The organism is Ramlibacter agri, from assembly GCF_012927085.1.
Lineage (GTDB): Bacteria > Pseudomonadota > Gammaproteobacteria > Burkholderiales > Burkholderiaceae_C > Ramlibacter > Ramlibacter agri.
In genome coordinates, this window is the sequence record NZ_JABBFX010000001.1 from 202,166 (window position 1) to 227,808 (window position 25,643).

Genomic DNA, 25,643 nt, shown 5'->3' on the forward strand with positions numbered 1-25,643 from the left:
CAGGCATCTTGAGCGGCGGGGGGCCGCCGCGTCAAGGTCAATCCAGGTGGATGTTGGCCTGCTTGATCAGCGTGGCCCACTTGGCCTGTTCGGCGTGCACGAACTTCGCCGCTTCCTGCGGGTTGCCGTGCATGGCGGTGCTCGCTTCGTCCGCCAGGCGGGCCACGACAGCGGGCTGCGTCATCGCCTTGGCGACCGCGGCGTTCAGGCGCGTCACCACGTCGGCCGGCGTGCCGGCCGGGGCGATCACCACCTTCCAGTCCACCGCCACGAAGCCGGGATAGCCCTGCTCCGCCACTGTGGGCACGTTCGGCAGCGCGTTGACGCGCTTGGCCGAAGTGACCGCCAGCGCGCGCAGCTTGTTGCCCTGCAGCATGCCCATGATGGCCTGCGGCGTGGCGAACATGAAGTCGGTCTGGCCGGCCAGCAGGTCGGTCACCGCGGGCGCTGCGCCCTTGTACGGCACGTCCACCGTCTTGAAGCCCGCCTTGGACGCGAGCATCACGCCGGACAGGTGGCCCACGGTGCCGGTGCCGGCGAGCGCCTGGTTGAGGCCGCCGTCCTTGGCCTTGCCGGCCTTCACCAGGTCGGCCAGCGACTTCCAGGGGCTGTCGGCGCGCACCACCAGCACGGTGGGCACGGCCGCCACCAGCGCCACCGGCACGAAGTCCTTGCTGGCGTCGAAGGGCATGTGCGACAGCGCCGCAGGGTTGATCGCCATGTTGGCGGTCTGGCCCATGCCCAGCGTGTAGCCGTCCGGCGCCGCCTTGGCAACCTGGTCCATGCCGATGTTGCCAGCCGCGCCCGGCTTGTTGTCCACCAGGAAGGCCCACTTGGTGTCACGCGTGATGGCATCGGCCAGCTGGCGCGTCACGGCATCGGTGCCGCCGCCGGGCGTGTAGGGCACGACGAAGCGGATGGTCTTGTCAGGCCAGGATTGCGCCAGGGCGGCGCCGGCGAAGGCACAGGCGGCGATGGCTGCGAGGGCAGCGAACTGGCGGCGATTGAGGCTCACTGGGTCTCCTTGGATGTGAATGCTTGGATCTGTTCGGGGGAGTAGCCGAGCGCGGCGAACACTTCTTCGTTGTGTTCACCGAGCTTGGGCGGGTCGAGGCGCACTTGCGGGCGTTCGCCGCCCATCGTGATCGGCAGCAGCACGGTCTGCGTCTGCGAACCATCGGGCAGCGTGATGGGCGACAGCCCGCCGGTGGCCTGCAGGTGCGGGTCGTCCAGCAGGTCCTGCGGGCGCGTGATCGGCGCGAAGGGCAGGCCGGCCTGCTCGAAGCGTGCGGACAGTTCCTGCACCGTGAAGCCGGCGACGCGCTGGCGCAGGTCCGGCATCAGCCATTCGCGGGCGCGCACGCGGTCGTTGTTGGACTTCAGGCGCTCGTCGGCGCGCAGGTCGGCGAAGCCGAAGGCCTCGCAGAAGATCGCCCACTGCGTGTCGCTGACCACGGCCAGGAAGATCTGGCCGTCGCTCACCTCGAACACGTCGTACACGGCCCAGGCCGAGATGCGCGCCGGCATCGGCGACGCCGGCTTGCCGGTGACCGCGTACTGCAGGATGTGCTGCGCCACCAGGAACACGTTGTTCTCGAACAGCGCGGACTGGATCTCCTGGCCACAGCCGGTGGCTTCGCGTTCGGCCAGCGCCGCCATCGCGCCGATGGCGCCGAACATGCCGCCCATGATGTCGTTGACGCTGGTGCCCGCGCGCAGCGGGTCGCCGGGGCGGCCGGTCATGTAGGCGAGGCCACCCATCATCTGCACCACTTCGTCGAGCGCGGTGCGATGGTCGTAGGGGCCGGGCAGGAAACCCTTGTGGCTCACGTAGATGAGGCGCGGGTTGCTGGCCTTGAGGCTTTCGTAGTCCAGGCCCAGCTTCTGCATCGTGCCGGGCTTGAAGTTCTCGCTGACGATGTCCGCCGTGGCGATCAGGCGCAGCGCCGCCTCGCGGCCTTCGGGCGTCTGCAGGTCCAGCGCCACGCTCTTCTTGTTGCGGTTGAACATGGGGAAGAAGCCGGAGCCGGAACCGAGCAGCCGGCGCGTGGCATCGCCCTCGCGGCCGTGGCCCACCGCTTCCACCTTGATCACTTCCGCGCCCAGGTCGCCCAGCACGAGGCCGCAGGTGGGCCCCATGACCATGTGGGTGAATTCGACGACGCGGATGCCTTCGTAAGGGAGTCGTTTGCTCATGCGACGCTCCATCCCTTGGGCAGGCCCGCTTCCGGCAGCATGCCGTACACCGGCTCGCCGGGCAGGCCCGCGCGCAGCGGTTCGCGCGCGGCGAGCAGCTTGTCGATGTCCACGCCGGTGCACACGCCCATGGCTTCGAACATGAAGACCAGGTCCTCGGTCACGACGTTGCCGGAAGCGCCCGGGGCATAGGGGCAGCCGCCCAGGCCGCCCAGCGACGAATCGAAGGTGCGCACGCCGACGTCGTAGGCCGCCAGGCAGTTGGCCAGGCCCAGGCCGCGCGTGTTGTGCATGTGGGCGGCGCCGGTGCGCTCGCCGATCTCGGCGCGCACGCGCTGGAACAGCCGCCGCACCTGCGCCGGGTTGGCCATGCCGGTGGTGTCGGACAGGCCGGATTCGTCGGCGCCGGCGGCGATGACCTGTCCGGCGAGCCACACGACGTCGTCTTCGGCGACCTGGCCTTGCAGCGTGCAGCCGAAGGCGGTGGAGAGCCCCGCCTCCACCTTCACCTGCGGCGCGATCTCGTTGCGCAGGGCGACGATGGCCCGCACCTCTTCGACCATCTGCTCGCGCGTCTTGCGCACGTTGGCCAGCGAATGCGCCTCGCTGGCCGAAACGGGAATGGTGATCTTGTGCACGCCGGCCTCGAGCGCGGCCTGGGCGCCGCGCACGTTGGGCACCAGCGCCATCACCGTCAGGCCCGGCAAGGTGAGCGCGTGGCGCACGACTGCGGCCGCATCGGCCATCTGCGGCAGCAGCTTCGCGGGCACGAAGGAGGCGACTTCGATCTCGCGCACGCCGGCGGCGTACAGCGCGGCTATCCAGCGGAACTTGTCCGCGGTGGGCATGACGGCCTTCACCGACTGCAGGCCGTCGCGCGGGCCGACCTCGCTGACGAGGACCTCGGGGGGATTCTCTTGCATGGGGAGGAGTGGTTCTGTAAGATAGAACCAAGTTCTGTCTATGGAAATATTGGCCGAACGGCCGGAGGATGTCAACGTGCCCCGCAAGCCCCTCAACGCATCGGTCGCCGACGAGAAGCCCGCGCCCGGCGGCGCCGCGGCCGTCGACCGCGCGCTGTGCCTGCTGGCCGCCTTCCGCACCGGCGATGCCGCGCTCACGCTGACCGAACTGGCGCAGCGCTGCGGCCTGTACAAGAGCACGGCGCTGCGCCTGCTGGCCTCGCTGGAACATGCGCGCTTCCTCGAAAGGCTGGAGGATGGCCGCTATGCGCTGAGCAGCGAGGTCGCGCGGCTGAACGCCATCCACGCGGCCTCGTTCTCGCAGGACCGCGTGGTGCTGCCGGCGCTGCGCAAGCTGGTGGAGGTCACCGGCGAGAGCGCGGCCTACCACGTGCAGCAAGGGCATGGCGCGAACGCGGTGCGGCTGTGCCGCTACCGGGTGGATTCACCGCACCCGATCCGCGACTTCATCCAGGCGGGCGACGTGCTGCCCATGGCCCGCGGCACCGGCGGCCGCGTGCTGACGGCCTTCGAGCCGGAGCGCGCCAAGGCGGGCAGCGCGGCCGACCGCAAGCTCTACGCCCACATCCGCGAGGCCGGCTTCTACACCGCCATCGGCGACCGCCTGGCCGAAGTGGGCGGCATCTCCGCGCCGGTGTTCCACGCCGACGGCAGCATCGCCGCGGCGGTGACCTTGACGATGCCTTCGCACCGCTACAAGGAGAGCCATGCGAAGCACGTGCTGGCGGCGGCGCGGGAGTTGAGCGGGCGGGTGTGACGCCGCCCCTCAGCGCTGCCCGCGCATCGCCTCCGTGAAGGCGACCAGCTGCCAGCCGCGTTCCGGCTCGGGCAGGTCCAGCACGGCCTGCGCCACGTTGCGCATGTAGGTGCAGACGTCGCCCTCGGGCGCCGACTTGATGTCGCGCGCGATGCGCTGCACGGCTTGCGGTGACATGGTCTCGCGCAGCCGCGCCGCCAGCGCCCGCACCAGGGCATCGCGCGCCTGCGAAGCCTGCAGCAGGCTCACGGAGCGCATCGGCGGGTCGCCATCCAGCTCCGCAAGGGTGGCGCGCCCGTAGACGTCCATGATCTCCTTGAACGACTGCAGGTCGACCCCCACCGCGAAATCCGACTCGAGCTGGTCGACGGCCTTTTCGGGCAGCTTGCCGAGGAACATCGCCGCGCAGGTCTCCGCCGGCAGCTGGCCGGCCATGCGCAGCATGTAGCGCAGGAAGCTGGCCTGGTCCTCCGCGGGCAGGCGCGCGATGCCGCGCACCTTGAGCAGCTGCATGGCTTCGGGCACGGTGGCGCGCATGCGCTCGTTGCTGGCGCCCTGGCGATACAGAGCCAGCGTCAACCGCCCCAGGTACTCCGCCAGGTGCGGGTTGGCGTAAGTCCGCCGCAGCACGTCTTCGACCACCTGCGACTTGTCGGCGTCCAGCCGGCCGCCATACAGCACGGCGATGCGCTGCTGCAGCGTGTCGCCTTCCAGCTCCCGCTGCAGCATGGCGGCCATCAGGGCCTGCGCCTTTTGCTGCGTCGCCTCCTGCGCGGGCGCGCCGGCCGCGAGGAACAGCGATGCGATGGCGGCAAGCAGGCGCAGGCGGAACATGGCAAGCCCTCCCCGGAAAAAAGAAAACGCCTGCCGCCTGGAGAGCGGCAAGCGTCTTGCGGCAGACACCCTCGATTTTTTAAAAGGGAATGTCGTCGTCCATGTCGTCGAAGCCGGAGGCGGGCTTCGACGGCGCGGGACGGCTCGCGGGAGCGGGCGCGCGCGGCGGGGGCGCCGAGCGGCGCGGCGCCGGGGCGCCACCGCCGTCGTCGTCGCCGGCGGACGGGCCACCCATGCCCTGGCGGCCGCCAAGCAGCTGCATTTCGGTGGCGATGATGTCGGTGGCGTTCTGTTCGACGCCGTCCTTGTTGGTGAACTTGCGGTACACCAGGCGACCTTCGACGTAGATCGGGGTGCCCTTCTTCACGTACTCACCGACGATTTCCGCCAGCCGGTCGAAGAAGGAGACGCGGTGCCACTGGGTTTCTTCGACGGTTTCGCCGCTGGTCTTGTCCTTGCGGCGGCTGGACGTGGCAACGCTGACGTTGGCGACGGCCTGCCCCGAGGGCAGGTAGCGGACTTCGGGGTCCCGGCCGCAGTTACCGACCAGGATGACTTTATTGACGGATGCCATGGGGATTCCTCCAGATGGTGCAGATTATGGAGCCTGGGCGGCACCCACCTGCAACGCGGTGGAACCCGCATCCGCCGACCCTGGGGTGACGGAAATAAGTCGCAGGCCGGCCTTCAGACCGCCGCCGCGGCGATCTCCATCTGCCGCAGCCGCCGCACCATGCGGCCGATGAAGTTCTGGCTGACGGCGGGCAGCACCCGCTGGCCATGCACCACGATGCCCACCTTCAGCTGGTTCAGCGCCGGCAGGTCGAAGGGCCGCCACACCACCTCGCCGCGCTCCAGCTCGCCGATGAAGGCGATCTTGGAGAAGAAGCTGATGCCCTTGCCGGCAATGATCAGCCGCTTGATCATCTCGGTGGAATTGCAGGTCACCACCGGCTCCAGCCCGTCCCAGAACTGGGCGAATTCCGGCGACAGGGTGCTGCTGATCGGCGACTGCCCGCCCGAGCGCAGGAAGGGCTGGCGCGCACAGTCGTCCAGGCCGATCGCCTGCTTCGCGGTCAACGGATGGCCGGGCGACATCACCACGCCGACCGGCAGGGCCGCCTCGGCCACCGTCTCCAGGCCGCTGGGCAGCCGCACGATAAAGGTGAGGCCGGCATCGGCCTGGCCCGAGAGCACGTAGGACGGCACGTCCATCGGCGCGGCCGACGTGATGGTGTACGTGACGGCGGGAAAGGCCTCGGAGAACTCCTCCACCGAGGCCGGCAGAAAGTCGTTGAGCATCGAGTCCATGGTGGCCACCTTGACGTGGCCGGTGCGCTCGCCCTTGAGCGCGTCCAGCTCGGAGCGCATCACCTGGAAGTCGTGCAGCGTGGACTGCACGTGCTTCAGCAGGCGCTCGCCCGCCGCGTTCAGGCGCATGCCGTTCGGCACCCGGTCGAACAGCTCGGTGCCCAGCTCGTCTTCCAGCTTGATGATCTGCCGGTTGATGGCGCTGGAGGCGACGTAGAGGTTCTCGGACGCCTTGCGGACCGAACCGCAGCGGGCGACTTCGACGAAATATTTCAGGACACTGGCATGCATGGCGGCTGCGCGGCAACCACCGGATGATCGCAGGGAACGGGGCCGACGTCGCCGGCCCCCCCCGGCGAACCCAGGCCGCTCACCGCCGGCTCGAAGAACTCGCGGTTCACGGCCAGGAAGTGCCGCTCCGACTCCGGCAGCCGCAGGTCCTCGAAGATCGCTTGCGGCGGGCAGAAGGACACGCACACGCCGCAGTCGATGCACTCATCCGGGTGGATGTACATGGTGCGCTTGCCCTCGTAGATGCTGTCCACGGGGCAGGCCTGCACGCAGGCGCCGTCCTTGCAGTCGATGCAGGCGCTGGTGACGACGTAGGCCATGGCGCTAGCGGCCCTGCCAGCGCGGCTTGCGCTTTTCCTGGAAGGCCCGCACGCCCTCTTCCGCGTCCTGCGACTGCAGCGCCTTCACCAGGGCCGGCAGCCGGACCGCCTGGGCCTGGGCCGGCGACAGGGTCGAGGTCTGGCGCACCACCTGCTTGATCGCCTGCAGCGACAGCGGGGCGCAGGCCAGGATGTTGTCGACCCAGCGCCGGACCGCGGCGTCGAGTTCGGCGCGCGGCGCCACCTCGTTGACCAGGCCCATCTCGAGCGCGCGCTTCGCGTTGATGCGCTGGCCGGTCATCAGCATGCCCATGGCTTGCCGGTACGGCACCTGGCGCTGCAGCAAGGTCATGCCGCCATCCAGCGGCATGCGGCCCACCAGCGGCTCGGGCAGGCCGAAGCTGGCTTCCTCGGCGGCCACCACGATGTCGCAGCCCAGCACCATCTCGAAGCCGCCGCCCAGGGCGAAGCCGTTGACGCGGGCGATGACGGGAACGTTCAGCGTCTCGCGCAGCGCGATGCCGCCGAAGCCGCCCACGCGGGAGCGAGCCCAGTACTCGACGCCCTTCACCGAAGGGTTCTTCAGGTCGGCGCCGACGCAGAAGGCGCGGTCGCCGGCGCCCGTGAGCACCACCACGCGGACGTCGTCGCGCTGTTCGATCTCGGTCCAGATCTTCTGCAGCAGCGCCTCGGTGTCGAGGTCGATCGCGTTCAGCACGTCGGGGCGGGCGACGGTGATCGTGGCGACGTGGTCCACCACCTGGAATTGCACGCTCATGCAGAGGCCCTCACTTCGTTCAGCACTTCGTCGGTGTGTTCGCCCAGCCGCGGCGGCTCGCGCCGCAGCGCGACCTGCGCGCCGGACAGCTGGATCGGGCTGCCGATGAAGCGCAGCTTGCGGCCGGTGGACGTCTGCGCTTCCATGATCATGCGGTTGTGCAGCGTCTGCGGATCCACCAGCACCTCGCGCATGTCGCGCACCGGCGCGCACAGCAGGTCCTGTTCCTCCAGCCGCGCCAGCCAGTGTTCGCGCGTGTTGGTGGCGAACCGGTCGCGGAACATCTGGTGCAGTTCCGCCTTGTGCTTGAACTGCTGCTGCAGGCTGTCGAAGCGCGGGTCGCCCGACAGGTCCGGCAGCTCCAGCGCCGCGCAGATGTCGCGCAGCGGGTTGGCCTTGAACGCGCCCACCAGCACCAGCGCACCGGTGCTCGTCTCGAACACGCCCGACAGCGGCATGGCCGCCCAGTTCACCTCCGAGTCCTCCATCATGATCATGGCGGCTTCCTGCATCTGCATGGCCAGCATGGAGTTGTAGAGGGACACGTTGACCTTCTGGCCGCGGCCGGTCTGCTGCCGCTGCAGCAGCGCCAGCAGCACGCCCTGCACCATGTGCATGCCGGCCGTGTAGTCGGCCAGCGCCGTGGCGTAGATGGACAGCGGCGCGCCGGCGTCGGAGCGGCGCGCCATCACCCCGCTCATGGCCTGGGCCAGCACGTCCTGCCCGCCCTTGTGGGCGTTGGGGCCGGTCTCGCCGAAACCGGTGCCCACGGCGTAGACGATGCGCGGGTTCAGCTGCGCGCAGGCCTCGTAGCCGAGGCCCAGGCGCTCCATCACGCCGGCGCGGAAGTTGTTGACCACCACGTCGGCCCCGGCGATCAGCGCCTTCACCTGCTCCATCTGCGCGGCGTCGCGCAGGTCGATCTCGACGCTGCGCTTGTTGCGGTTCAGGCTGCAGAAGATGGGGTTGTCGTTGCCCGCCACCGGCTTGAAGGTGGAGCGGCTCAGGTCGCCCGCGCCCTTGCGCTCGATCTTGATGACGTCGGCGCCGTAGTCCGCCAGCATCTGCGTGCAGACCGGGCCCATCATCACCTGGGTGAAGTCGATGACGCGGATGCCGGCCAGCGGCAGCGCGGCGCCGCCCTCTTCGCGGAAGATGTCCGGGTGCGCCTTCATGCCAGGGCCTCCACGCGTTGGCGGGCGGCGCGGGCGATCGCCGGCACGTCCGGGTTGCAGCCTTCGCGGTCGCCGGGGTCGGCGCCCTGCGCGCGCAGGGTGCGCTGCACCTTCTGCACGTCGACGTTGCGCACGCTCACGCCGGCATCCACCGCCAGCGCCGCGGCCACGCCGGCCGCTTCGCCCATGGCCATGCAGGGCGGGATCTCGCGCGACATCTTCTGCGCCGCCGAGGTGGCGGAGTAGTGGCGGCCCGCCACGATCAGGTTGTCGATGCCGCGCGGCAGCAGCGAGCGGTAGGGGTAGTAGTAGTCGCGGCCGCGCGCCACGCTGTCGGCGAACCGCACGCGGTTCACCACGTCGTCCTTGCTCATCACGTATTCGCCTTCCAGCAAACGGGTCTGGCGCACGCCGGTCTGCGGCGCGACGTCGACCACGAAGCAGCTCTCGAAACCGGGCAGCCGCGTGCGCAGGAAGTCCACCGTGCGGTGGATGGCCTTGCGGCCTTCGATCTCCACCTTGGTCAGGTCTTCCACGCGCGTGCCGTCCAGGCCCGCGATGTGCGGGGCGTTGCACCACACCACGCCCGGCAGCGGGGTGCGCAGCCACCACTTGGCCCAGCTGCCGCCCAGCACCCGCTTGACCTCCCGGTCCATCGCGTCGAAGGCTTCGGGCTCCTCGCGCTCGAAGCGCTCCGCCTCCTCCGCGTCCACGCCGCCGAGGCGGAACACGGTGGTCATGATGTAGCTGCCGCCCACGTGCGGCGCGCTGGCCGAGGCGGCGACGTCGAGGTCGCCGGTAGCGTCGATCACCACGTCGCCCAGGATGGCCTGGCGACCGGCCTTGGTGTCGCAGATTACGCCTTTGACCTTGCCGTCTTCGACCAGCGTGCGCGAGAACCAGGAGTGCAGGCGCAGGTCGATGCCGTGCTGCTGCACCAGGTCCAGCGAAACGCGCTTCCAGGCGTCGGGGTCGAAGGCCGCGGCGAAGCAGATGGGATGCGGCTTCTCGTGGCTGTGGAAGTCGAAGGTGCCCCAGCGGCCCCAGCGGCGCTGGCTGGCCGGGTCGCTGCCCCACTCGTCCTCGCGCGGGAACTGCGCCAGGCCCAGCGAGGCCATGCGCTCGATCATCTCCAGGCAGTTGCCGCGCACCGAGATCTCGCGCAGGTGGCTGTCCCACATGTCGTCCAGCACCAGCACCATGCCGCCGGCGGCCAGGCCGCCCAGGTGGTTGTAGCGCTCCAGCAGCGTCACGCGGGCGCCGTTGCGCGCCGCGCCGATCGCCGCGCTCAGGCCGGCGGGTCCGCCGCCGACCACCACCACGTCCGACTTCGCGACGACGCGCACGTCGCGCACGTCTTCCCGCAGCCAATCACCGATCTGGCTCATGTTCATTTCCTTGGTTGGGAGGGCGCCCCGCGCGGGACGCCCGGGATTTCAGTGTTGGCCGATGTCCGGCTGCCAGCGGATGACCCAGCGTTCGGCCAGGGTCACCGCCAGGAAGAAGGCCGCGGAGAGCGACGCGCTCATGACGATGGCGGCGTACAGCAGCGCGGAGTCGAAGTTGAAGGTGGCCTGGATGATCAGCGCGCCGATGCCGGTGTTCGCGCCGATCCACTCGCCCACCACCGCGCCGATCACGCTCAGCGAAGCCGCGATGCGCAGCGCCGAAAACAGGTAGGGCAACGCGTTGAACATGCGCAGGCGGAGAAAGACCTCCGCCTTGCTGGCGTTCAGCACCCGCATCAGTTCCATCGCCTGCGGGTTCACCGACTCCAGCCCGCGCACCATGTTCACCAGCGTCGGGAAGAAGCACACCAGCGCCGCGATGGTGATCTTGGGCGACATGCCGTTGCCCAGGATCAGCACCAGGATCGGCGCCTTGGCGACCACGGGGATCGCGTTGAACATCACCACCACCGGGAAGAAGATGTCCTGCAGCGTCTTGTTGTGGATGAACACCGTGGCCACCAGCACGGCGGCCAGGCCACCCAGCAGGAAGCCGCCGGCCGCCTCCACGGCCGTGGGCCACAGGTTCTGCAGCAGCACGTCGTGCTTGTCCCACAGCGTCTGCAGGACCAGCAGCGGCGACGGCGCGATGAAGGGCTTGACGCCGAAGCCGGCGACGATGGCCCACCAGGCGACCAGCAGGCCGACGATGCCCAGCGTGGGCAGCAGGCGGCGGCGCCAGACCTTGCGCCTGCGCTCGGCCAGCCACTGCACCATCTCGGCATCCTCGCCCGCGGGCGCGGCGGCCAGCGCTCCGGCCAGGGCCGGATCCAGGGTTCGCATGTTCATCAGCAGGCCTCCAGCTCGCGCCGCAGCTGCGCGCTCAGTTCCACGAAGGCGGGGGATTCGCGCACGGCCAGCGTGCGGTCCTCCGGCAGGTTCACGGGCACGATCGTGCGCACCCGCCCCGGGTTGGCGGCCAGCACCAGCACGCGCTGGCCCAGGTAGGCCGCCTCGGCGATGCTGTGCGTGACGAACAGGATGGTGATGCCCAGTTCCTTCCACACGCGCCGCAGTTCCTCGTTGAGCCCGTCGCGCTTGATCTCGTCCAGCGCGCCGAAGGGCTCGTCCATCAGCAGGATCTTCGGATCGCTGGCGAGCGCGCGGGCGATCGCCACGCGCTGGCGCATGCCGCCCGAGAGTTCGTGCGGCCAGGCGTTCTCGCGGCCCTTGAGGCCCACCAGCTCCAGCAGTTCGCGCGGGCTGCGCTTGCCCTGGCGGGCGGCGCCGCCGCCCACCTGCAGCGGCAGCTCCACGTTCTGCAGCACCGAGCGCCAGGGCAGCAGCGCGGCGTCCTGGAACACGAAGCCGATGTCGCGACGCAGGCGCGCGGCTTCCGGCGTGCCGCCCAGCACTTCGATGCTGCCCTTGTTGGGCGTGACGAGGTCCGAGACGACGCGCAGGAAAGTCGACTTGCCGCAGCCCGAGGGGCCCAGCAAGGTGAGGAACTCGCCCGCCTTCACCTCCAGGTCGAGCGAGCCGATGGCGGTGACCGTGCGGCGCTCGCTGAAGAAGCGCACGCCGATGTCGCGGCAGCGGATGGAAGCATCCGCGGAAGCAGGCGCGGTGGCAGTGGCCAGCATGGCTCAGCCCTTCAGGCGCGCGGCCTCGGTGGCCTTCAGGATGTCCAGCGTCATGACATCCTCCACCTTGGGCGTGCGTGCGGTGAACTGGCCCAGGCGCGCGTACAGGTCGATCTGGTCCTTCCAGATCGCAGGGTCCATCGCGCCCCAGCCCCGGGTCTTCGTCAGCTCGCCGAAGCTGTAGCGCAGCATGGCGTCCAGGCCGGCCAGCTCGTCCTGCTTGTTCAGGTTGGGGTATTCGGCCACCAGCAGGTCCACCGCCTTTTCGCGGTTGGCTTCGGCGTACGACCAGCCGCGGGCCGTGGCGCGAAGGAAGCCGGCCAGCACCTGCGGATGCTGCTGGATCGTCTCGTTCGTCGCGTAGTAGGGCAGCGCGTACAGCTTCACGCCGCCGTCCCACAGCGCCATGTCGACGCGGTCCTTGCCCAGCACCTTCAGCGCGGTGGTGCTGGTGAGCCAGCCAGTGACCACGTCGACCTGGCCGGTGAGCAGCGGCGTCATGTCGGTGCCGGTCGGGACGATGGTCACATCCTTCTCGGCGACCTTGTTCTGCGCCAGCAGCGCGCGGATCAGGATGTGCGCGGTTGCGGGCAGGCCCACCTTCTTGCCGACCAGGTCGGCCGGCTTGCGCACCGGGTTCTTCGCCAGCGAGAAGAAACAGAAGGGGTGGCGCTGCGCGCCCACCGCGAAGGCCTTGATCGGCAGGCCCTGGGACACGGCCAGCATGACCGAGGGGCTGGACGAGACCTGGCCGACTTCGGAGCGGCCCGAAGCCACCACCGCCACGCCGTCCACGTTGGGGCCGCCGGCGGCGATGCTGAAGGCGATGCCTTCCTGGTCGAAGTAGCCGAGCCGCTTGGCGACGACCTCGCCCACCTGGTTGCCGCTGGCGATCCAGCCCAGCTGCATGCTGAGCTTGGCCTTGTCACCGGCGAATGCCTGCACCGACAGCATCGGGCCGGCGGCGGCCAGCCCGCCGGCCACAAGCGTCGAACCGAGGAAGCGGCGGCGGTGCATGTCCACGAAATGGGTCATCTGCAATTCCTTTTGTCTCCGAGAGTGGACGAATCCTCGGTGACGCAAGGTGTGCGCGCAAGAATGACTTTTCGCGACGGGCGCTGCCGAAATTAGCGCTCCGGACCAACCCTAGGGTCCGGTTAAGTCGAAAGACGAAACGCGGGCCGGCCGCGGCTTCAGGTGGCCTCAGCCTCGTCGGCCAGCACTTCCTCGGGCGTCGGGCGGGAGGTCGGGGCCTTCATCGGCCAGGCGACCACCAGCCACACCAGCATCAGCACCGCGCAGGCGATGAACAGGCCCGAGAAGCCCGCATGCTTGGCCAGCCAGCCCCCGAGCGCGCCGCCCAGGAAGAAGCCGATCGACTGCAGCGTGTTGTAGACGCCCAGCGCGGCGCCGCGCGCCTGCGATGGCGCCACGCGCGAGGCCAGGCTGGGCTGCGTCGCCTCCAGCACGTTGAAGCCGCAGAAGAACAGGAACAGCAGCACGGCCAGCGCGGGCACGCTGGGATGCGGCGCCACCAGCAACAGACCCAGCTGCACCAGCAGCACCAAGCCGATGGAAGCGAGGAACACGGCGCGCAGGTAGCCGCGGCGCTCCAGCGGGAACAGCAAGCCGCCCATCACGACGAACGAAGCGAGCACGGCGGGCAGGTAGACCTGCCACTGCTGCTCCTTGGCCAGGCCGGACTGCACCAGCAAGGACGGCAGCACGACCCACATCGCGATCTGCACCGCGTGCAGCACCAGCACGCCCACGTCCAGCCGCAGCAGCGGCGCGTGCTTCAGCACGTCGGCCAGGCGGCCGCGCGGCACGTTCGCGTGGACCTTCGGCTCCGGCGGCGTCCACCACAGCACCACGGCGATGCAGGCCAGCGCCAGCAGGCCGGTGATGGTGAACAGTCCATGCAGGCCGATGCGCGCAGCGAGGATCGGCGAGCCCACCAGCGACAGCGCGAACATCAGCCCGATGCTGGCGCCGACCAGTGCCATCGCCTTGGTCCGCACGGTGTCGCGCGTCAGGTCCGCCAGCAGCGCGGTGACGGCAGCCGACACCGCGCCGGCGCCTTGCAGCGCGCGGCCGATCACCAGCATGTGCAGCGTGGTCGCCGAGGCATTGAGGAAGCTGCCCGCCGCGAACACCAGCAGGCCGATGACGATGACCTTCTTGCGGCCGAAGCGGTCGCTGGCCAGCCCGAAGGGAATCTGCAGCACGCCCTGCGTCAGGCCATAGATGCCCATGGCCAGGCCGACCAGCGCAGGGTCGTCGCCGCCGGGCAGGCGGGCCGCCTCCAGCGCGAACACGGGCAGCACCAGGAACAGGCCCAGCATGCGGGCGGCGAAGATGAGGGCCAGTGAGCCGCTGGCGCGCCGCTCCAGCGGCGTCATGCGGTTGGCCAGGGGGGCGGAGGCAGGGGCGGTCACGGAAGGAGGTCGTGAAAAAAGCACGCCGGCAGGCGCAGGCGGGATGGCCGGCAAACCCTGCATTCTCCGGCATTCGAGAAAGCGGGGTGCGCGGATGCCCGTAGCGGGCTAAGATGGTTGGTTTCCCTGAACGCCGCCTGACCCCTTGAACGACAGCACCGAAGGCAAGTACCTGCACGCCGCCCTGGGCCAGCGGATCAGCATCCGCGGCGCCCGCACGCACAACCTGAAGAACGTCGACCTCGACCTGCCACGCTACCAGCTGGTCGTGATCACGGGCCTGTCCGGCTCGGGCAAGTCCTCGCTCGCCTTCGACACGCTGTATGCCGAAGGCCAGCGCCGCTACGTGGAAAGCCTGTCGGCCTATGCCCGCCAGTTCCTGCAGCTGATGGACAAGCCCGACGTCGACGTCATCGAAGGCCTGTCGCCGGCGATCTCCATCGAGCAGAAGGCCACCAGCCACAACCCGCGTTCCACCGTGGGCACGGTCACCGAAATCCACGACTACCTGCGCCTGCTGTACGCGCGCGCCGGCACGCCCTACTGCCCGGTGCACGAGATCCCGCTGCAGTCGCAGACCGTGTCGCAGATGGTCGACGCGGTGCTGGCGCTGCCCGAGGACACGCGGCTGATGATCCTGGCGCCGGTGGCGCGCGACCGCAAGGGCGAGTTCACCGAGCTGTTCGCCGAGATGCAGGGCCAGGGTTACGTGCGTTTCCGCGTGGCCGGCGAGATCTACGAATTCGACAACCTGCCGAAGCTGAAGAAGACGGAGAAGCACGACATCGACGTCGTGATCGACCGGTTGAAGGTGAAGCCGGACATCCAGCAGCGCCTGGCCGAAAGCTTCGAAGCCGCGCTGCGCCTGGCCGACTCGCGCGCCGTGGCGATGGAAATGGACAGCGGCAAGGAGCACCTGTTCAACGCGAAGTTCGCCTGCCCGATCTGCCACTACTCGCTGGCCGAACTCGAGCCGCGCCTGTTTTCGTTCAACTCGCCGGTGGGCGCCTGCCCCAGCTGCGACGGCATCGGCACCATGGAGTTCTTCGACCCGCAGCGGGTCGTCGCCTTCCCCGAGCTGTCGCTGGCCGGCGGCGCCATCAAGGGCTGGGACCGCCGCAACCCCTATTACTTCTCGATGATCGAGAGCATGGGGAAGCACTACAAGTTCGACGTCGACACGGCCTTCGAGAAGCTGCCCGCCAACGTGCGCAAGGCGCTGCTGCAAGGCTCCGGCGAAGAGGAGGTCAAGTTCACCTATGCGCTGGAAAGCGGCCCGTCCGCCGGCCGCAAGGTGAACAAGAAGCATCCCTTCGAGGGCATCCTTCCCAACATGGAGCGGCGCTACCGCGAAACCGATTCGGCCGCGGTGCGCGAGGAACTGGCGCGCTACCGCAGCCTGCAGCCCTGCCCCACCTGCGAAGGCACGCGCCTGCGCAGCGAAGCGCGCCACGTGCGCCTGGGCGAAGGCCCGCAGGGCCGCGCGATCTACGAGATCGGCCGCATGACCCTGCGCGACAGCCAGGCCTGGTTCGAGCAGCTGGCGCTGAAGGGCGCGAAGGCGGAGATCGCCGACAAGGTGGTGCGCGAAATCGGCGCGCGCCTGAAGTTCCTCAACGACGTCGGCCTCAACTACCTCTCGCTCGATCGCAGCGCCGAGACGCTCTCCGGCGGCGAAGCGCAGCGCATCCGCCTCGCCTCGCAGATCGGCAGCGGCCTCACCGGCGTGATGTACGTGCTGGACGAGCCCTCGATCGGCCTGCACCAGCGTGACAACGACCGCCTCATCGGCACTCTGCAGCACCTGCGCGACCTCGGCAACTCCGTCCTGGTGGTGGAACACGACGAGGACATGATCCGCGCCGCCGACTACGTGGTCGACATGGGCCCGGGCGCCGGCATCCACGGCGGCCAGGTGGTGGCGCAGGGCACGCCGGCGGAAGTGCTGGCCGACCCGGCCTCGCTGACCGGCCGCTACATGTCGGGCGCGCTGCAGATCCCGGTGCCGAAGCAGCGCAACCACCTCGGCCAGCAGCCCGACCCGCAGGTGATCAAGATCGTCGGCGCGCGCGGCAACAACCTGAAGGACGTGACGGTGGAGGTGCCGGTGGGCCTCTTCACTTGCGTCACCGGCGTGTCCGGCTCGGGCAAGTCGACCCTGGTCAACGACACGCTGTACACGGCGGTCGCGCGCGAGCTGTACCGCGCCCACGAGGAGCCGGCGCCGCACGACGCCATCGAAGGCATCGAGCACTTCGACAAGGTGATCAACGTCGACCAGTCGCCCATCGGCCGCACGCCGCGCAGCAACCCGGCGACGTACACGGGCCTGTTCACGCCCATCCGCGAGCTGATGGCCGAGACCACCATCGCCAAGGAACGCGGCTACGGCCCGGGCCGCTTCTCCTTCAACGTGGCGGGCGGCCGCTGCGAGGCCTGCCAGGGCGACGGCGTGGTGAAGGTGGAGATGCACTTCCTGCCCGACGTCTACGTGCCTTGCGACGTCTGCCGCGGCCAGCGCTACAACCGCGAGACGCTGGAAGTGCTGTGGAAGGGCCGGAACATCGCGCAGATCCTCGACATGACGGTGGAGGACGCCTACGAGTTCCTGAAGCCGGTGCCGTCGATCGCGCGCAAGCTGCAGACGCTGACGGAAGTGGGCCTGTCGTACATCAAGCTCGGGCAGGCCGCCACCACGCTGTCGGGCGGCGAAGCGCAGCGCGTGAAGCTGGCGCTGGAGCTGTCCAAGCGCGATACGGGACGCACGCTCTACATCCTGGACGAACCGACCACCGGCCTGCACTTCGCCGACATCGACCTGCTGCTGAAGGTGCTGCACCAGCTGCGCGACGCCGGCAACACCATCGTCGTGATCGAGCACAACCTGGACGTCATCAAGACGGCCGACTGGGTGATCGACATGGGGCCGGAGGGCGGCGACGGCGGCGGCACCTTGGTGCTGGCCGGCACGCCCGAGGAGCTCGCGAAGCATCCCGGCAGCCACACGGGGCGTTACCTGCAGCGCTTGCTGTAATTCGTCTTACTGCTCCCGCCCGCCTGCGCCTACAGCTAAGCCAGCCCGGGCTGGCTACATTGGTACCAAGGCAAAAGGACGCCAAGGGAGCGCAACATGACCATCATCGGCACCATCGTCGTCGGCTTCATCGTCGGCCTGCTCGCGCGGGCCTTGAAGCCGGGCAATGACCGCATGGGCATCATCCTGACCACGCTGCTCGGGATCGCCGGCGCGCTGATCGCCCAGTACGTCGGCGAGGCCATGGGCTGGTACGCGCCGGGCCAGCCGGCCGGCTGGATCGCCTCCATCATCGGCGCCATCGTCCTGCTCGTCATCGTCGGCCTGTTCCGCGGCCGGCAGCACCGCGTGCTCTGAGGGAGGGACGCCATGACTACCGCCGCCCACTTCGACGAAGCGTTCCAGCTGCGCTATTGCTCGCTGTTCGACAGCGGCCGCGGCTTCTCCTTCCCCTGCGACGCCGCAGGCCACGTGGACCTGGACAGCCTGAGCGAGAAGGCGCGCAACAACTACCTGTACGCGCGCGCGCTGGTCGGCCGGGACTTCTCGACGCCTACGGTTTACCCGCAGTAGGCCGCGCCGCCTGCAACACCTCGCGCGTGCGCAAGGCTTCCGCCCGCGCGGCGTCCGCGAAATCCATTCCGCTCGACGCGTAGAGGATCGCCCGCGAGGAATTCACGACGATCGCCCCGTTCTCGCGCCAGCCGGCCCGCACCGTCGCCACCGCGTCGCCGCCTTGCGCCCCGACACCGGGAATCAGCAGCGGCAAGGTCGGCGCGATCTCGCGCACCCGCTCGATCTCCGCCGGATAGGTGGCGCCCACCACCAGACCGAGCTGCCCATTGAGGTTCCACGGCCCCTGCGCCAGCCGCGCGACGTGCTCGTACAGCAGCGGCTGCCCGTCCACCGAAGCGAGGCGCTGGTTCTGCAGGTCGTCGCCGCCCGGGTTGGAGGTGCGGCAAAGCAGGAAGGCGCCCTTGTCCGGGTACTTCAGGTAGGGCTGCACCGAGTCGAAGCCCATGAAGGGCGACAGGGTCACCGCGTCGGCGCCGTAGCGCTCGAAGGCTTCGCGGGCGTATTGCTCCGCGGTGGAGCCGATGTCGCCGCGCTTGGCGTCCAGGATCACCGGCACGTGCGGCCAGTTGGCGCGCAGGTGCCGCATCAGCTGTTCCAGCTGCTCCTCGGCGCGGTGCGCCGCGAAGTAGGCGATCTGCGGCTTGAAGGCGATCACCAGGTCGCCGGTGGCGTCGACGATGCGGGCGCAGAAGTCGTAGATGCGCGCCGCGTTGTCCTTCATGCCCTGGGGGAAGCGCGTCGGCTCCGGGTCCAGGCCCACGCACAGCATGGAGCCGTTCTGCCGTTGCGCCGCCTGCAGCCGTTCGAGGAATGTCATGCCCAGATTATCCCCCGAGGGCTTGGCACGACGACGCTGGCGCTCAGCGCCGGGAGTCGAGCCCCAAGCCCTTGACAGTTCCCGTGGCCACCACGCGATCGGGCATGACCATCATCGTGAGCGCGCGGCCAATTGCGAAGAGCTGCCAGATATCCTTGTGGTGAAAGCGCTGGAGTTCGTCGAGCTGCTCGAGCCGGATCAGAACATCGTAAGGGTGGTACAGCTTCAGTCCGCCAGCGCCGGAACCGATGCGCTCAAAACGGCACGACATCCATTCTCCCGGTCGCACATCCAGCAGCGGCCGGTAAGAACGAGCGACCTGGTCAAGAGCACGCCCCGCCAGAGTCGGATCCTGGAAACTGACAACTGCCTTCAGGCAGGCGTCAGTACCAGCGGAGGGATTGGATCGCGCCATTGAGGATGTCCAGCTGGTTGAAAGTGTACACACCGCTTCGGAAAATATGCGCATCGATGTTCGTCGAGAAATGCGCCCCGCGCGCCGCATGTGAGGCGACGACTACCTCAACGATCGCCGTGCAATCGGAGTTCGCCGCGGCGAAGGCACGGACCTCCTCCAGATCCCGTCCGAACTGCTTCATGAACGTGGGCAGGGGTCCCCAAGAGAACTTGCCCGTGGCCATGATAGAAGCGCGCTCGGGCTCCTCGACCGCGCGGTAGAGAGTGATCGTCCCTGTGGACGGAGCAGGCTTCTTCCTGGTCACCACGAGGAGTCGTTGTATCGCCGGTGCCGCCGCGTTCCAAGCGAAAGGCGTCACAAAGTAGTCCGCCTGCGAGACCGTCACAATGGCCGCCCATGCAAGCCCTCAGCCGCCAGCAGCTGGTCATCCTCGCTTTCATCACCCTCGCCTGGGGCATCAACTGGCCCGTGATGAAGCTGGGGGTGACCGTCTACCCGCCGCTGACCTTCCGCACCCTGTCGATGTGGTTGGGGCTGCCGGTGCTGGCGCTGGGGCTGGTGCTGCTGAAGGTGCCGTTCCGGATCCCGCGCGCCAGCTGGCGCGAGCTGCTGTGGCTGAGCGCCACCAACATGTTCGTCTGGCACGTGGCCATCCTGTTCGCGGTGCGCACCTTGTCCAGCGGGCGCTCGGCCATCCTCGGCTACACCATGCCGATCTTTTCCGCGGTGCTGGGCGCCCTGGTCTACCAGACGCCGCTGCCGCGCCGGGCCTGGGGCGGCGTGGGCGCCGCGGCGCTGGGCGTGCTGCTGCTCCTGTGGCACGAGCTGACCGGCTTCGCCGGCCGGCCCTGGGGCGTGCTGCTCGCGCTGGTGGCCGCGGCCACCTGGGCGCTGGGCACCCAGGAGCTGCGCCGCACGCGCATCGCGCAGCCGGCGCTCACTATCGCGTTCTGGATGACGGTGCTCACCACGCTGTTGATGACGGTGCTGGCGACCGTGTTCGAGTCCTCGCAATGGCGCATGCCCGACGCCACGGCCGGCGCCGCCATCCTGTACAACGCCGTGCTGATCTTCGGCTTCGCCCAGGCGGCCTGGATCTACCTCGCGCGCAACCTGCCGCCGGTCGCCTCGACGCTCAGCGTCATGCTGATCCCGGTGCTGGGCGTCTTCAGCGGCGCCGTGTGGCTGCACGAGGCGCTGCACTGGCAGGACTGGGCCGCGGTCGGGCTGATGGTGCTGGCCATCGCAACCGTGCTCTGGCCCGGCCGGCGGCCATCCTGACTATGATGGGGTGAGCCATACCGCATGTCTGCCGTTCCGCTGCCGCCCTCCGATGACCTGGAACACCGCCGGCTCGCCCGGTTGAGGATGCTCCGCCTGCTCGACACCAGGCCGGAGCCGGTGTTCGACGCCCTCGTGCGCATTGCCGCCGCAGTGTGCGGCACGCCCATCGCCCTGATCAGCCTGCTGGACGAGGACCGGCAATGGTTCAAGGCCAATACCGGTCTCGACGGCGTCGAGGAGACGCCGCGCTCGCTGGCGTTCTGCGACCACGCGATCCGCAGCGACGCGGTGATGGAAGTCCAGGACGCCACCCGCGACGCCCGCTTCGAGGCCAACCCGCTGGTCACCGGCGCGCCGCACATCCGCTTCTACGCCGGCGCGCCGATCACCATGCCCACCGGCGAGCGCATCGGCACGCTGTGCGTGATCGACCGCCAGCCCGGCGCGCTGCACCCGGAGCAGCTGGCCGCCCTGCGCGACCTGGCCGCGGTCGCCCGCTGGGCCATGCTGCAGCGCGAGCGCCTGGGCGTGCAGGAAACGCGCGAGCTGCGCGAGGCGCACGACCTGCTGACCGACGTCGTGCAGGCGCTGCCCTGCGGGTTGGCGGTCTACGGCCCGGACGGCCGCCTGAGCGCGCACAACCACCTGTTCCAGCGCCAGCTGGAACTGCCGCAGGACCTGCTGGACACGCAACCGCCGTTCGAGGACATCGTCCGCTACCAGGCGCAGCGCGGCGAATACGGCCCCGGCGACGTCGAGGGGCAGGTGGCGCGCGTGGCAGGCTACGCGCACGACGGCCGGCAGATGCAGCGCGTGCGGCCCGATGGAACCGCGCTGGACATTCGTTCGGCGCGCCTGCCGGACGGCGGCTTCGTCACCACCTATCTCGACGTCTCCTCCGTCAAGAGTGCGCAGCGGGCGCTGCGCGAAAGCGAGGAGCGGCAGAAGCGCGCGCTCGACGCCTCGCGGCTGGCCCTGTGGGAACTGGACATCGACTCGGGCTGGATGTACCTGTCCGAGAACTGGTCGCAGCTGCTCGGGGGGCCGGCCACGCCCACCATCACCACGCCGCAGGCGCTGGCGGAGCTGGTGCCGGCGGAAGAACAGGCCAGCCTGCGCAACGCCTTGCGCGACCTGCTGAAGGGCGACGCGGACAGCTACGCCGTGGAGCACCGCGTCATCCGCAAGGACGGCAGCCACGCCTGGATCCACAGCGAAGGACGGGTGACGCTGCGCGGCGCCGACGGCCGCGCCCTGTACGCCACCGGCACCAACCAGGACGTGACGGCACGCAAGCTGGCGGAGCTGGAACACGAGCGCGCCGCCGCGCTGACGCGCGCCACCATCGAGGCCGCGGCCGAAGGCATCGCGGTGATCGACGCCGACCGCAAGGTGATCCTGCACAACGCGCGCCTGCTGCAGATGTGGGGCTTCCCGCCGCACGTGGAAGGCGCCGACGCGCTGGCGCTGGCGCGCATGGTGCGCGCGCAGGTCCGCGATCCCGCCGCCTTCCTGGAGCGCAGCGAGGAACTGCACGGCAGCGACGTGGCGCAGAGCCAGGACCTCCTGGAGCTGCGCGACGGCCGCGTGTTCGAACGCTGCAGCCGCCGCATCGAACTGGGCGGCCGGCCCGGGCGCGTGTGGACCTTCCGCGACATCACGGCGCAGCGCGCCGCCGAACGCGAGGTGAACGCCGCCAAGGAGGCCGCCGAGGCCGCCAACCGCGCCAAGAGCGATTTCCTGGACAACGTGAGCCACGAGATCCGCACGCCGCTCAATGGCGTGCTGGGGCTCACGCGGCTGCTGCTGGCGGAGAACCTGACGCCGCAGCAGCGGCAGTACGTGCAGCTGGCCGACGCCAGCGCGTCCTCGTTGCTGGAATTGATCAACGACCTGCTGGACCTGGGCAAGATCGAGGCCGGCCGCATGGAGCTGGAGGACGCGCCCTTCCGCCTCGACGAGTTGCTGGGGCAGCTGGACGAGCTGTACCAGCTGCGCGCGCGCGAGAAGGGCCTGCGCTTCGAGCTGGAGGTCGCGCCCGACGTGCCGGCCAGTGTCAGCGGCGACGCCGGGCGCCTGCGCCAGATCCTGAACAACCTGCTGTCCAACGCGCTGAAGTTCACCGAGCGCGGCGAGTTCGGCCTGCTGGTGCGGCGCACCGACGCCAGTCGCGGTAGCAACCTGCTGCGCTTCACCGTGTACGACACCGGCATCGGCATCCCCTACGACAAGCAGCAGCGCCTGTTCACCCGCTTCACGCAGGCCGAGCGCTCCACCAGCCGCCAGTACGGCGGCACCGGGCTGGGCCTGGCCATCGTCAAGCAGCTGTGCGACCAGATGGGCGGCGGCGTGCTGCTGCAAAGCGAGCCGGGCCGCGGCGCCTCCTTCCGCGTGGAGCTGCCGCTGCGGCCGGCGCGCGCGCCCGCTGCCGCCGGCGCAGCCGCGCTCCCGCGCCAGCCCGCCGCGAACCGCGGGGCCCGCATCCTGGTGGCCGAAGACAACCCGACGAACCAGGTGGTGGTGCGCGGGCTGCTGGCGCAAGCCGGCTACCGCGACGTCACCATCGTCGACGACGGCCAGCAGGCGGTGGACGCCGCGCTGCTGGAGGACTACGACCTGGTGCTGATGGACTGCCGCATGCCGGTGCTGGATGGCTATGCGGCCAGCATGCGGCTGCGCGCCCAGGGCTTCACCGCGCCCATCGTCGCCCTCACGGCCAATGCCGCGGCCGGTGAGCGCGAACGCTGCCTGGCCCACGGCATGAACGACTACCTGGCCAAGCCGGTGGACGCCGCGCGGCTGGCGCAGGTGCTGGGCGAGTGGACCTTGCCCGGCGAGGCGGCCGCCCCGGCGCGGGACCAGCCGGCCGCCGCGCCCGCGGGCCCCGGCTTCCAGCGCGTCCAGGCACTCGACCGCCTGGGCGGCGACGAGGAACTGCTGGCCGTGGCCCTGGCCTCCTTCCGGGAGCACGCGCCCAAGGTTCTGCAGGCAGCGCGCGAGGCCTTCGCCGGCCGCCAGGCCGAAGACCTGCACCGGCACCTGCATTCCTTCGCCGGTTCCGCCGGCATGGTCGGCGCCGACCCCCTGCGCGAGCGGGCCAAGGCGCTGGAGCTCGAGGCGCAGTCCGGGCGGCTGGACGAGGCTGGCGCCGGGCTGGAAGGCCTGGCTGCCCTGCTCGACGAATTCCTGGCGGCCTCCGCCAGCTGGTAGGCCGAACGTTCCCGCGCACCGGAGTTTCTGTAGGACACAGCCGCATTTGGGTCAGCAGGAGGTCAGCCCATCCACGGCGCTGCCCATAATGGTCGATTCCTCGCCATGAACGAGCTGGACGCCCCCCACCACGAGAACACGATCGAGCAGCGCATGCAGCTGCTGATCGAGGCGGTCGTCGACTACGGCATCTTCCTGCTCGACCCGTCCGGCCACGTCGTGTCCTGGAACAGCGGCGCCGAGAAGCTGAAGGGCTACACGCGCGAGGAGATCCTCGGCAAGCACTTCTCCGTCTTCTACCCACCCGAAGCCGTGGCCACCGGCTGGCCGCAGGAGGAACTGCGCCTGGCCAAGCTGCGCGGGCGCTTCGAGGACGAAGGCTGGCGCCTGCGCAAGGACGGCACGCCCTTCTGGGCCAACGTGGTCATCACCGCGCTGTACGGGCCCGCCGGCGAACTGCAGGGCTTCGCCAAGATCACGCGCGACCTCACCGAGCGCCGCCAGCACGAAGAGGAACTGCGCGCCAGCGAGGAACGCTTCCGCCTGCTGGTGGACAGCGTGCGCGACTACGCCATCTTCATGCTGGACCCGGACGGCATCGTCCAGAGCTGGAACTCCGGCGCCGAGGCCATCCACGGCTACGTGGCGAGCGAGATCGTCGGCCGCCACTTCCGCACCTTCTACGCGCCGCAGGACGCCGCTGCGCGCATGCCGGAAATCGAGCTGAAGGACGCCCGCGCGAACGGCCGCGTGGAAAACGAAGGCTGGCGCGTGCGCAAGGACGGCGGCCTGTTCTGGGCCAACGTGGTGGTGACGGCGGTGTACGGCGCGAGCGGCAGCCTGCTCGGTTACGCCAAGGTCACGCGCGACATGAGCGAACAGCGCCGGCTGGAGGAGCTGGAGCAGTCCAGCCGCCGCATGAGCGAGTTCCTCGCCATGCTGGCCCACGAGCTGCGCAACCCGCTGGCGCCGATCCGCAACGCGGTGACCATCATGCAGCTGGAGACGCTGCACAGCCCGGTGCTGCGCAACTGCCGCGACGTGATCGACCGCCAGCTCACGCACGTGACCCGGCTGGTCGACGACCTGCTGGACGTGGGGCGCCTCACCACCGGCAAGGTCAAGCTGCGCAAGGAGCTGCTGAAGCTGGCGGACGTCATCGGCCGCAGCGTCGAGACGGCGCGGCCCTTCATCGCCGCGCGCCGCCACACGCTGGACATCCAGCAGCCGCTGGAGCCGGTTTACCTGCACGGCGACTCCACCCGCCTGGCGCAGGTGCTGCAGAACCTGCTGGTGAACGCGGCCAAGTTCACGCCGGAAGGCGGCCACATCACCCTGGGGGTGACCGTGCAGGGCGGCTTCGTCGACATCGCCGTCACCGACAACGGCCGGGGCATCGCCCACGAGAACCTGGAGAACATCTTCCAGCTGTTCATGCAGGCGGACACGGCGATGTCCTCCCCCAGCGAAAGCGGGCTGGGCATCGGGCTCACTCTGGCGCGCTCCCTCACCGCAATGCACGGCGGCACCATCGAGGCGCGCAGCCCCGGGGCGGGCGGGGGCAGCACGTTCATCGTGCGGCTGCCCATCGCGCAGGACAGGCCGGCGCCGGCTGCGGACGACGAGCAGGGCGACGACGCCGGTGGCCTGCGCGTGCTGGTGGTGGACGACAACCGCGATTCGGCCGACAGCGCCACCGACGTGCTGCGCCTGCTGGGCAACCGGGTGGAAACCGCCTACGAAGGCAAATCGAGCGTGGCCCTCGTGCGGCGCTTCAAGCCGCAGGTGATCCTGCTGGACCTGGCCATGCCGGGCCTGGACGGCTACGAAACGCGCAAGCTGCTGCTGAACGAGGAGTTGGCGCAGGACGCCTACTTCGTCGCCATGACCGGCTTCGGCAACGAAGACGACAAGCGCCGCACGCGCGCGGCCGGCTTCGATGCGCACCTGACGAAGCCGGTGGAACTGGACGCGCTGATCACGCTGCTGACCGAAGCACGCGCGCGACAGGCCGGCCGGCCGGCATAAGCCGACCTGTAGGACGGCGCCGCCAAACGCGCACGCGGCGGCCGGCTCAGCCATTGAACTCCTAACATCGCGGGTTTTGTCTTTGGAGTCGGGGGAGACAAA

24 protein-coding genes are annotated in these 25,643 nt (G+C 69.6%); 7 read left to right on the top strand and 17 right to left on the bottom strand.

Annotated elements, in window-relative coordinates:
* Nucleotides 1-37: 37 nt before the first annotated feature.
* From HHL11_RS01025 to HHL11_RS01035, 3 genes are read right to left on the bottom strand one after another with little or no spacing between them, the layout of a single operon-like run.
* Nucleotides 38-1,015, bottom strand: coding sequence for a Bug family tripartite tricarboxylate transporter substrate binding protein (locus tag HHL11_RS01025; RefSeq protein ID WP_342593155.1), 978 nt, complete (start codon nt 1,013-1,015; stop codon nt 38-40).
* Complete coding sequence (locus tag HHL11_RS01030) at nt 1,012-2,196, bottom strand: CaiB/BaiF CoA transferase family protein (RefSeq protein WP_240979980.1); 1,185 nt, start codon at nt 2,194-2,196, stop codon at nt 1,012-1,014. The genes HHL11_RS01025 and HHL11_RS01030 overlap by 4 nt, the downstream gene beginning before the upstream one ends.
* Nucleotides 2,193-3,119: a hydroxymethylglutaryl-CoA lyase gene (locus HHL11_RS01035; RefSeq protein ID WP_169416529.1), complete on the bottom strand. Its 927-nt coding sequence runs from the start codon at nt 3,117-3,119 to the stop codon at nt 2,193-2,195. The genes HHL11_RS01030 and HHL11_RS01035 overlap by 4 nt, the downstream gene beginning before the upstream one ends.
* Before the next feature lie 76 nt (nt 3,120-3,195).
* Here HHL11_RS01035 and HHL11_RS01040 point away from each other — a divergent pair, with 76 nt between their 5' ends.
* On the top strand, nt 3,196-3,936 hold the full coding sequence (locus HHL11_RS01040; RefSeq protein ID WP_169416530.1) for a helix-turn-helix domain-containing protein: 741 nt from the start codon (nt 3,196-3,198) through the stop codon (nt 3,934-3,936).
* A 9-nt stretch (nt 3,937-3,945) separates the two neighbouring features.
* On the opposite strand, the gene HHL11_RS01045 is transcribed toward HHL11_RS01040, so the two are convergent.
* From HHL11_RS01045 to HHL11_RS01095, 11 genes are all read right to left on the bottom strand, one after another.
* Complete coding sequence (locus HHL11_RS01045) at nt 3,946-4,770, bottom strand: hypothetical protein (RefSeq protein ID WP_169416531.1); 825 nt, start codon at nt 4,768-4,770, stop codon at nt 3,946-3,948.
* A gap of 79 nt (nt 4,771-4,849) precedes the next feature.
* Entirely contained in the window at nt 4,850-5,344 is a 495-nt protein-coding gene (ssb, locus tag HHL11_RS01050) for a single-stranded DNA-binding protein (protein ID WP_169416532.1), read from the bottom strand.
* 113 nt (nt 5,345-5,457) lie between these two features.
* Entirely contained in the window at nt 5,458-6,372 is a 915-nt protein-coding gene (locus HHL11_RS01055; RefSeq protein WP_169416533.1) for a LysR family transcriptional regulator, read from the bottom strand.
* Nucleotides 6,354-6,692: a ferredoxin gene (gene fdxA, locus HHL11_RS01060; protein ID WP_169416534.1), complete on the bottom strand. Its 339-nt coding sequence runs from the start codon at nt 6,690-6,692 to the stop codon at nt 6,354-6,356. The genes HHL11_RS01055 and fdxA overlap by 19 nt, the downstream gene beginning before the upstream one ends.
* Nucleotides 6,693-6,696: 4 nt before the next feature.
* The gene (locus tag HHL11_RS01065; protein WP_169416535.1) at nt 6,697-7,470 is read right to left on the bottom strand and encodes an enoyl-CoA hydratase-related protein; all 774 of its coding nucleotides are present in this window, start codon (nt 7,468-7,470) and stop codon (nt 6,697-6,699) included.
* Nucleotides 7,467-8,645, bottom strand: a complete 1,179-nt coding sequence (locus tag HHL11_RS01070) for a CaiB/BaiF CoA transferase family protein (protein ID WP_169416536.1) — start codon at nt 8,643-8,645, stop codon at nt 7,467-7,469. The genes HHL11_RS01065 and HHL11_RS01070 overlap by 4 nt, the downstream gene beginning before the upstream one ends.
* Nucleotides 8,642-10,033 (bottom strand): FAD-dependent oxidoreductase, encoded by a 1,392-nt coding sequence (locus HHL11_RS01075; RefSeq protein ID WP_169416537.1) that lies wholly within the window; start codon nt 10,031-10,033, stop codon nt 8,642-8,644. The genes HHL11_RS01070 and HHL11_RS01075 overlap by 4 nt, the downstream gene beginning before the upstream one ends.
* A gap of 48 nt (nt 10,034-10,081) precedes the next feature.
* The gene (locus HHL11_RS01080) at nt 10,082-10,942 is read right to left on the bottom strand and encodes an ABC transporter permease (RefSeq protein WP_169416538.1); all 861 of its coding nucleotides are present in this window, start codon (nt 10,940-10,942) and stop codon (nt 10,082-10,084) included.
* A complete protein-coding gene (locus tag HHL11_RS01085; RefSeq protein WP_169416539.1) occupies nt 10,942-11,736 on the bottom strand; it encodes an ABC transporter ATP-binding protein in 795 nt (264 codons plus the stop codon). The genes HHL11_RS01080 and HHL11_RS01085 overlap by 1 nt, the downstream gene beginning before the upstream one ends.
* Before the next feature lie 3 nt (nt 11,737-11,739).
* The gene (locus tag HHL11_RS01090) at nt 11,740-12,771 is read right to left on the bottom strand and encodes an ABC transporter substrate-binding protein (protein WP_169416540.1); all 1,032 of its coding nucleotides are present in this window, start codon (nt 12,769-12,771) and stop codon (nt 11,740-11,742) included.
* Nucleotides 12,772-12,929: 158 nt separating this feature from the next.
* Nucleotides 12,930-14,138, bottom strand: a complete 1,209-nt coding sequence (locus tag HHL11_RS01095; protein ID WP_169419864.1) for an MFS transporter — start codon at nt 14,136-14,138, stop codon at nt 12,930-12,932.
* Nucleotides 14,139-14,319: 181 nt separating this feature from the next.
* On the opposite strand from HHL11_RS01095, the gene uvrA reads away from it, so the two are divergent.
* From uvrA to HHL11_RS01110, 3 genes are all read left to right on the top strand, one after another.
* A complete protein-coding gene (gene uvrA, locus HHL11_RS01100; protein ID WP_169416541.1) occupies nt 14,320-17,208 on the top strand; it encodes an excinuclease ABC subunit UvrA in 2,889 nt (962 codons plus the stop codon).
* A gap of 96 nt (nt 17,209-17,304) precedes the next feature.
* Nucleotides 17,305-17,565, top strand: coding sequence for a GlsB/YeaQ/YmgE family stress response membrane protein (locus HHL11_RS01105; RefSeq protein ID WP_169416542.1), 261 nt, complete (start codon nt 17,305-17,307; stop codon nt 17,563-17,565).
* 12 nt (nt 17,566-17,577) lie between these two features.
* A complete protein-coding gene (locus HHL11_RS01110; RefSeq protein ID WP_169416543.1) occupies nt 17,578-17,781 on the top strand; it encodes a hypothetical protein in 204 nt (67 codons plus the stop codon).
* On the opposite strand, the gene pyrF is transcribed toward HHL11_RS01110, so the two are convergent.
* Genes pyrF through HHL11_RS01125 form a run of 3 tightly spaced genes read right to left on the bottom strand, consistent with a single transcriptional unit; the run spans nt 17,762 to nt 19,323 of the window.
* On the bottom strand, nt 17,762-18,601 hold the full coding sequence (gene pyrF, locus HHL11_RS01115; RefSeq protein ID WP_169416544.1) for an orotidine-5'-phosphate decarboxylase: 840 nt from the start codon (nt 18,599-18,601) through the stop codon (nt 17,762-17,764). The two genes, HHL11_RS01110 and pyrF, sit on opposite strands and share 20 nt — an antisense overlap.
* A gap of 43 nt (nt 18,602-18,644) precedes the next feature.
* Nucleotides 18,645-19,016, bottom strand: coding sequence for a hypothetical protein (locus HHL11_RS01120; protein ID WP_169416545.1), 372 nt, complete (start codon nt 19,014-19,016; stop codon nt 18,645-18,647).
* Complete coding sequence (locus HHL11_RS01125) at nt 18,985-19,323, bottom strand: hypothetical protein (protein ID WP_169416546.1); 339 nt, start codon at nt 19,321-19,323, stop codon at nt 18,985-18,987. The genes HHL11_RS01120 and HHL11_RS01125 overlap by 32 nt, the downstream gene beginning before the upstream one ends.
* A 92-nt stretch (nt 19,324-19,415) precedes the next feature.
* Between HHL11_RS01125 and HHL11_RS01130 the strand changes: the two genes are divergently transcribed.
* From HHL11_RS01130 to HHL11_RS01140, 3 genes are all read left to right on the top strand, one after another.
* On the top strand, nt 19,416-20,300 hold the full coding sequence (locus HHL11_RS01130; protein WP_169416547.1) for a DMT family transporter: 885 nt from the start codon (nt 19,416-19,418) through the stop codon (nt 20,298-20,300).
* Nucleotides 20,301-20,324: 24 nt separating this feature from the next.
* Nucleotides 20,325-23,513 carry a PAS-domain containing protein gene (locus tag HHL11_RS01135; RefSeq protein WP_169416548.1) on the top strand — a complete coding sequence of 1,063 codons (3,189 nt, stop codon included), beginning with the start codon at nt 20,325-20,327 and terminating at the stop codon, nt 23,511-23,513.
* A 105-nt stretch (nt 23,514-23,618) separates the two neighbouring features.
* Nucleotides 23,619-25,541 carry a PAS domain-containing hybrid sensor histidine kinase/response regulator gene (locus HHL11_RS01140; RefSeq protein WP_169416549.1) on the top strand — a complete coding sequence of 641 codons (1,923 nt, stop codon included), beginning with the start codon at nt 23,619-23,621 and terminating at the stop codon, nt 25,539-25,541.
* The last annotated feature ends 102 nt before the right edge of the window (nt 25,542-25,643 follow it).

Bases quoted from the DNA above. Each gene is read 5' to 3' on its own strand.
- HHL11_RS01065 (WP_169416535.1), bottom strand. From the start codon at position 7,470: ATGAGCGTGCAATTCCAGGTGGTGGACCACGTCGCCACGATCACCGTC.
- HHL11_RS01055 (WP_169416533.1), bottom strand. From the start codon at position 6,372: ATGCATGCCAGTGTCCTGAAATATTTCGTCGAAGTCGCCCGCTGCGGT.
- HHL11_RS01140 (WP_169416549.1), top strand. From the start codon at position 23,619: ATGAACGAGCTGGACGCCCCCCACCACGAGAACACGATCGAGCAGCGC.
- HHL11_RS01110 (WP_169416543.1), top strand. From the start codon at position 17,578: ATGACTACCGCCGCCCACTTCGACGAAGCGTTCCAGCTGCGCTATTGC.
- HHL11_RS01070 (WP_169416536.1), bottom strand. From the start codon at position 8,645: ATGAAGGCGCACCCGGACATCTTCCGCGAAGAGGGCGGCGCCGCGCTG.
- pyrF (WP_169416544.1), bottom strand. From the start codon at position 18,601: ATGACATTCCTCGAACGGCTGCAGGCGGCGCAACGGCAGAACGGCTCC.
- HHL11_RS01030 (WP_240979980.1), bottom strand. From the start codon at position 2,196: ATGAGCAAACGACTCCCTTACGAAGGCATCCGCGTCGTCGAATTCACC.
- HHL11_RS01130 (WP_169416547.1), top strand. From the start codon at position 19,416: ATGCAAGCCCTCAGCCGCCAGCAGCTGGTCATCCTCGCTTTCATCACC.
- HHL11_RS01090 (WP_169416540.1), bottom strand. From the start codon at position 12,771: ATGACCCATTTCGTGGACATGCACCGCCGCCGCTTCCTCGGTTCGACG.
- HHL11_RS01105 (WP_169416542.1), top strand. From the start codon at position 17,305: ATGACCATCATCGGCACCATCGTCGTCGGCTTCATCGTCGGCCTGCTC.
- HHL11_RS01080 (WP_169416538.1), bottom strand. From the start codon at position 10,942: ATGAACATGCGAACCCTGGATCCGGCCCTGGCCGGAGCGCTGGCCGCC.
- HHL11_RS01135 (WP_169416548.1), top strand. From the start codon at position 20,325: ATGTCTGCCGTTCCGCTGCCGCCCTCCGATGACCTGGAACACCGCCGG.
- ssb (WP_169416532.1), bottom strand. From the start codon at position 5,344: ATGGCATCCGTCAATAAAGTCATCCTGGTCGGTAACTGCGGCCGGGAC.
- HHL11_RS01120 (WP_169416545.1), bottom strand. From the start codon at position 19,016: ATGGCGCGATCCAATCCCTCCGCTGGTACTGACGCCTGCCTGAAGGCA.
- HHL11_RS01045 (WP_169416531.1), bottom strand. From the start codon at position 4,770: ATGTTCCGCCTGCGCCTGCTTGCCGCCATCGCATCGCTGTTCCTCGCG.
- HHL11_RS01095 (WP_169419864.1), bottom strand. From the start codon at position 14,138: ATGACGCCGCTGGAGCGGCGCGCCAGCGGCTCACTGGCCCTCATCTTC.
- HHL11_RS01085 (WP_169416539.1), bottom strand. From the start codon at position 11,736: ATGCTGGCCACTGCCACCGCGCCTGCTTCCGCGGATGCTTCCATCCGC.
- fdxA (WP_169416534.1), bottom strand. From the start codon at position 6,692: ATGGCCTACGTCGTCACCAGCGCCTGCATCGACTGCAAGGACGGCGCC.
- HHL11_RS01035 (WP_169416529.1), bottom strand. From the start codon at position 3,119: ATGCAAGAGAATCCCCCCGAGGTCCTCGTCAGCGAGGTCGGCCCGCGC.
- HHL11_RS01075 (WP_169416537.1), bottom strand. From the start codon at position 10,033: ATGAGCCAGATCGGTGATTGGCTGCGGGAAGACGTGCGCGACGTGCGC.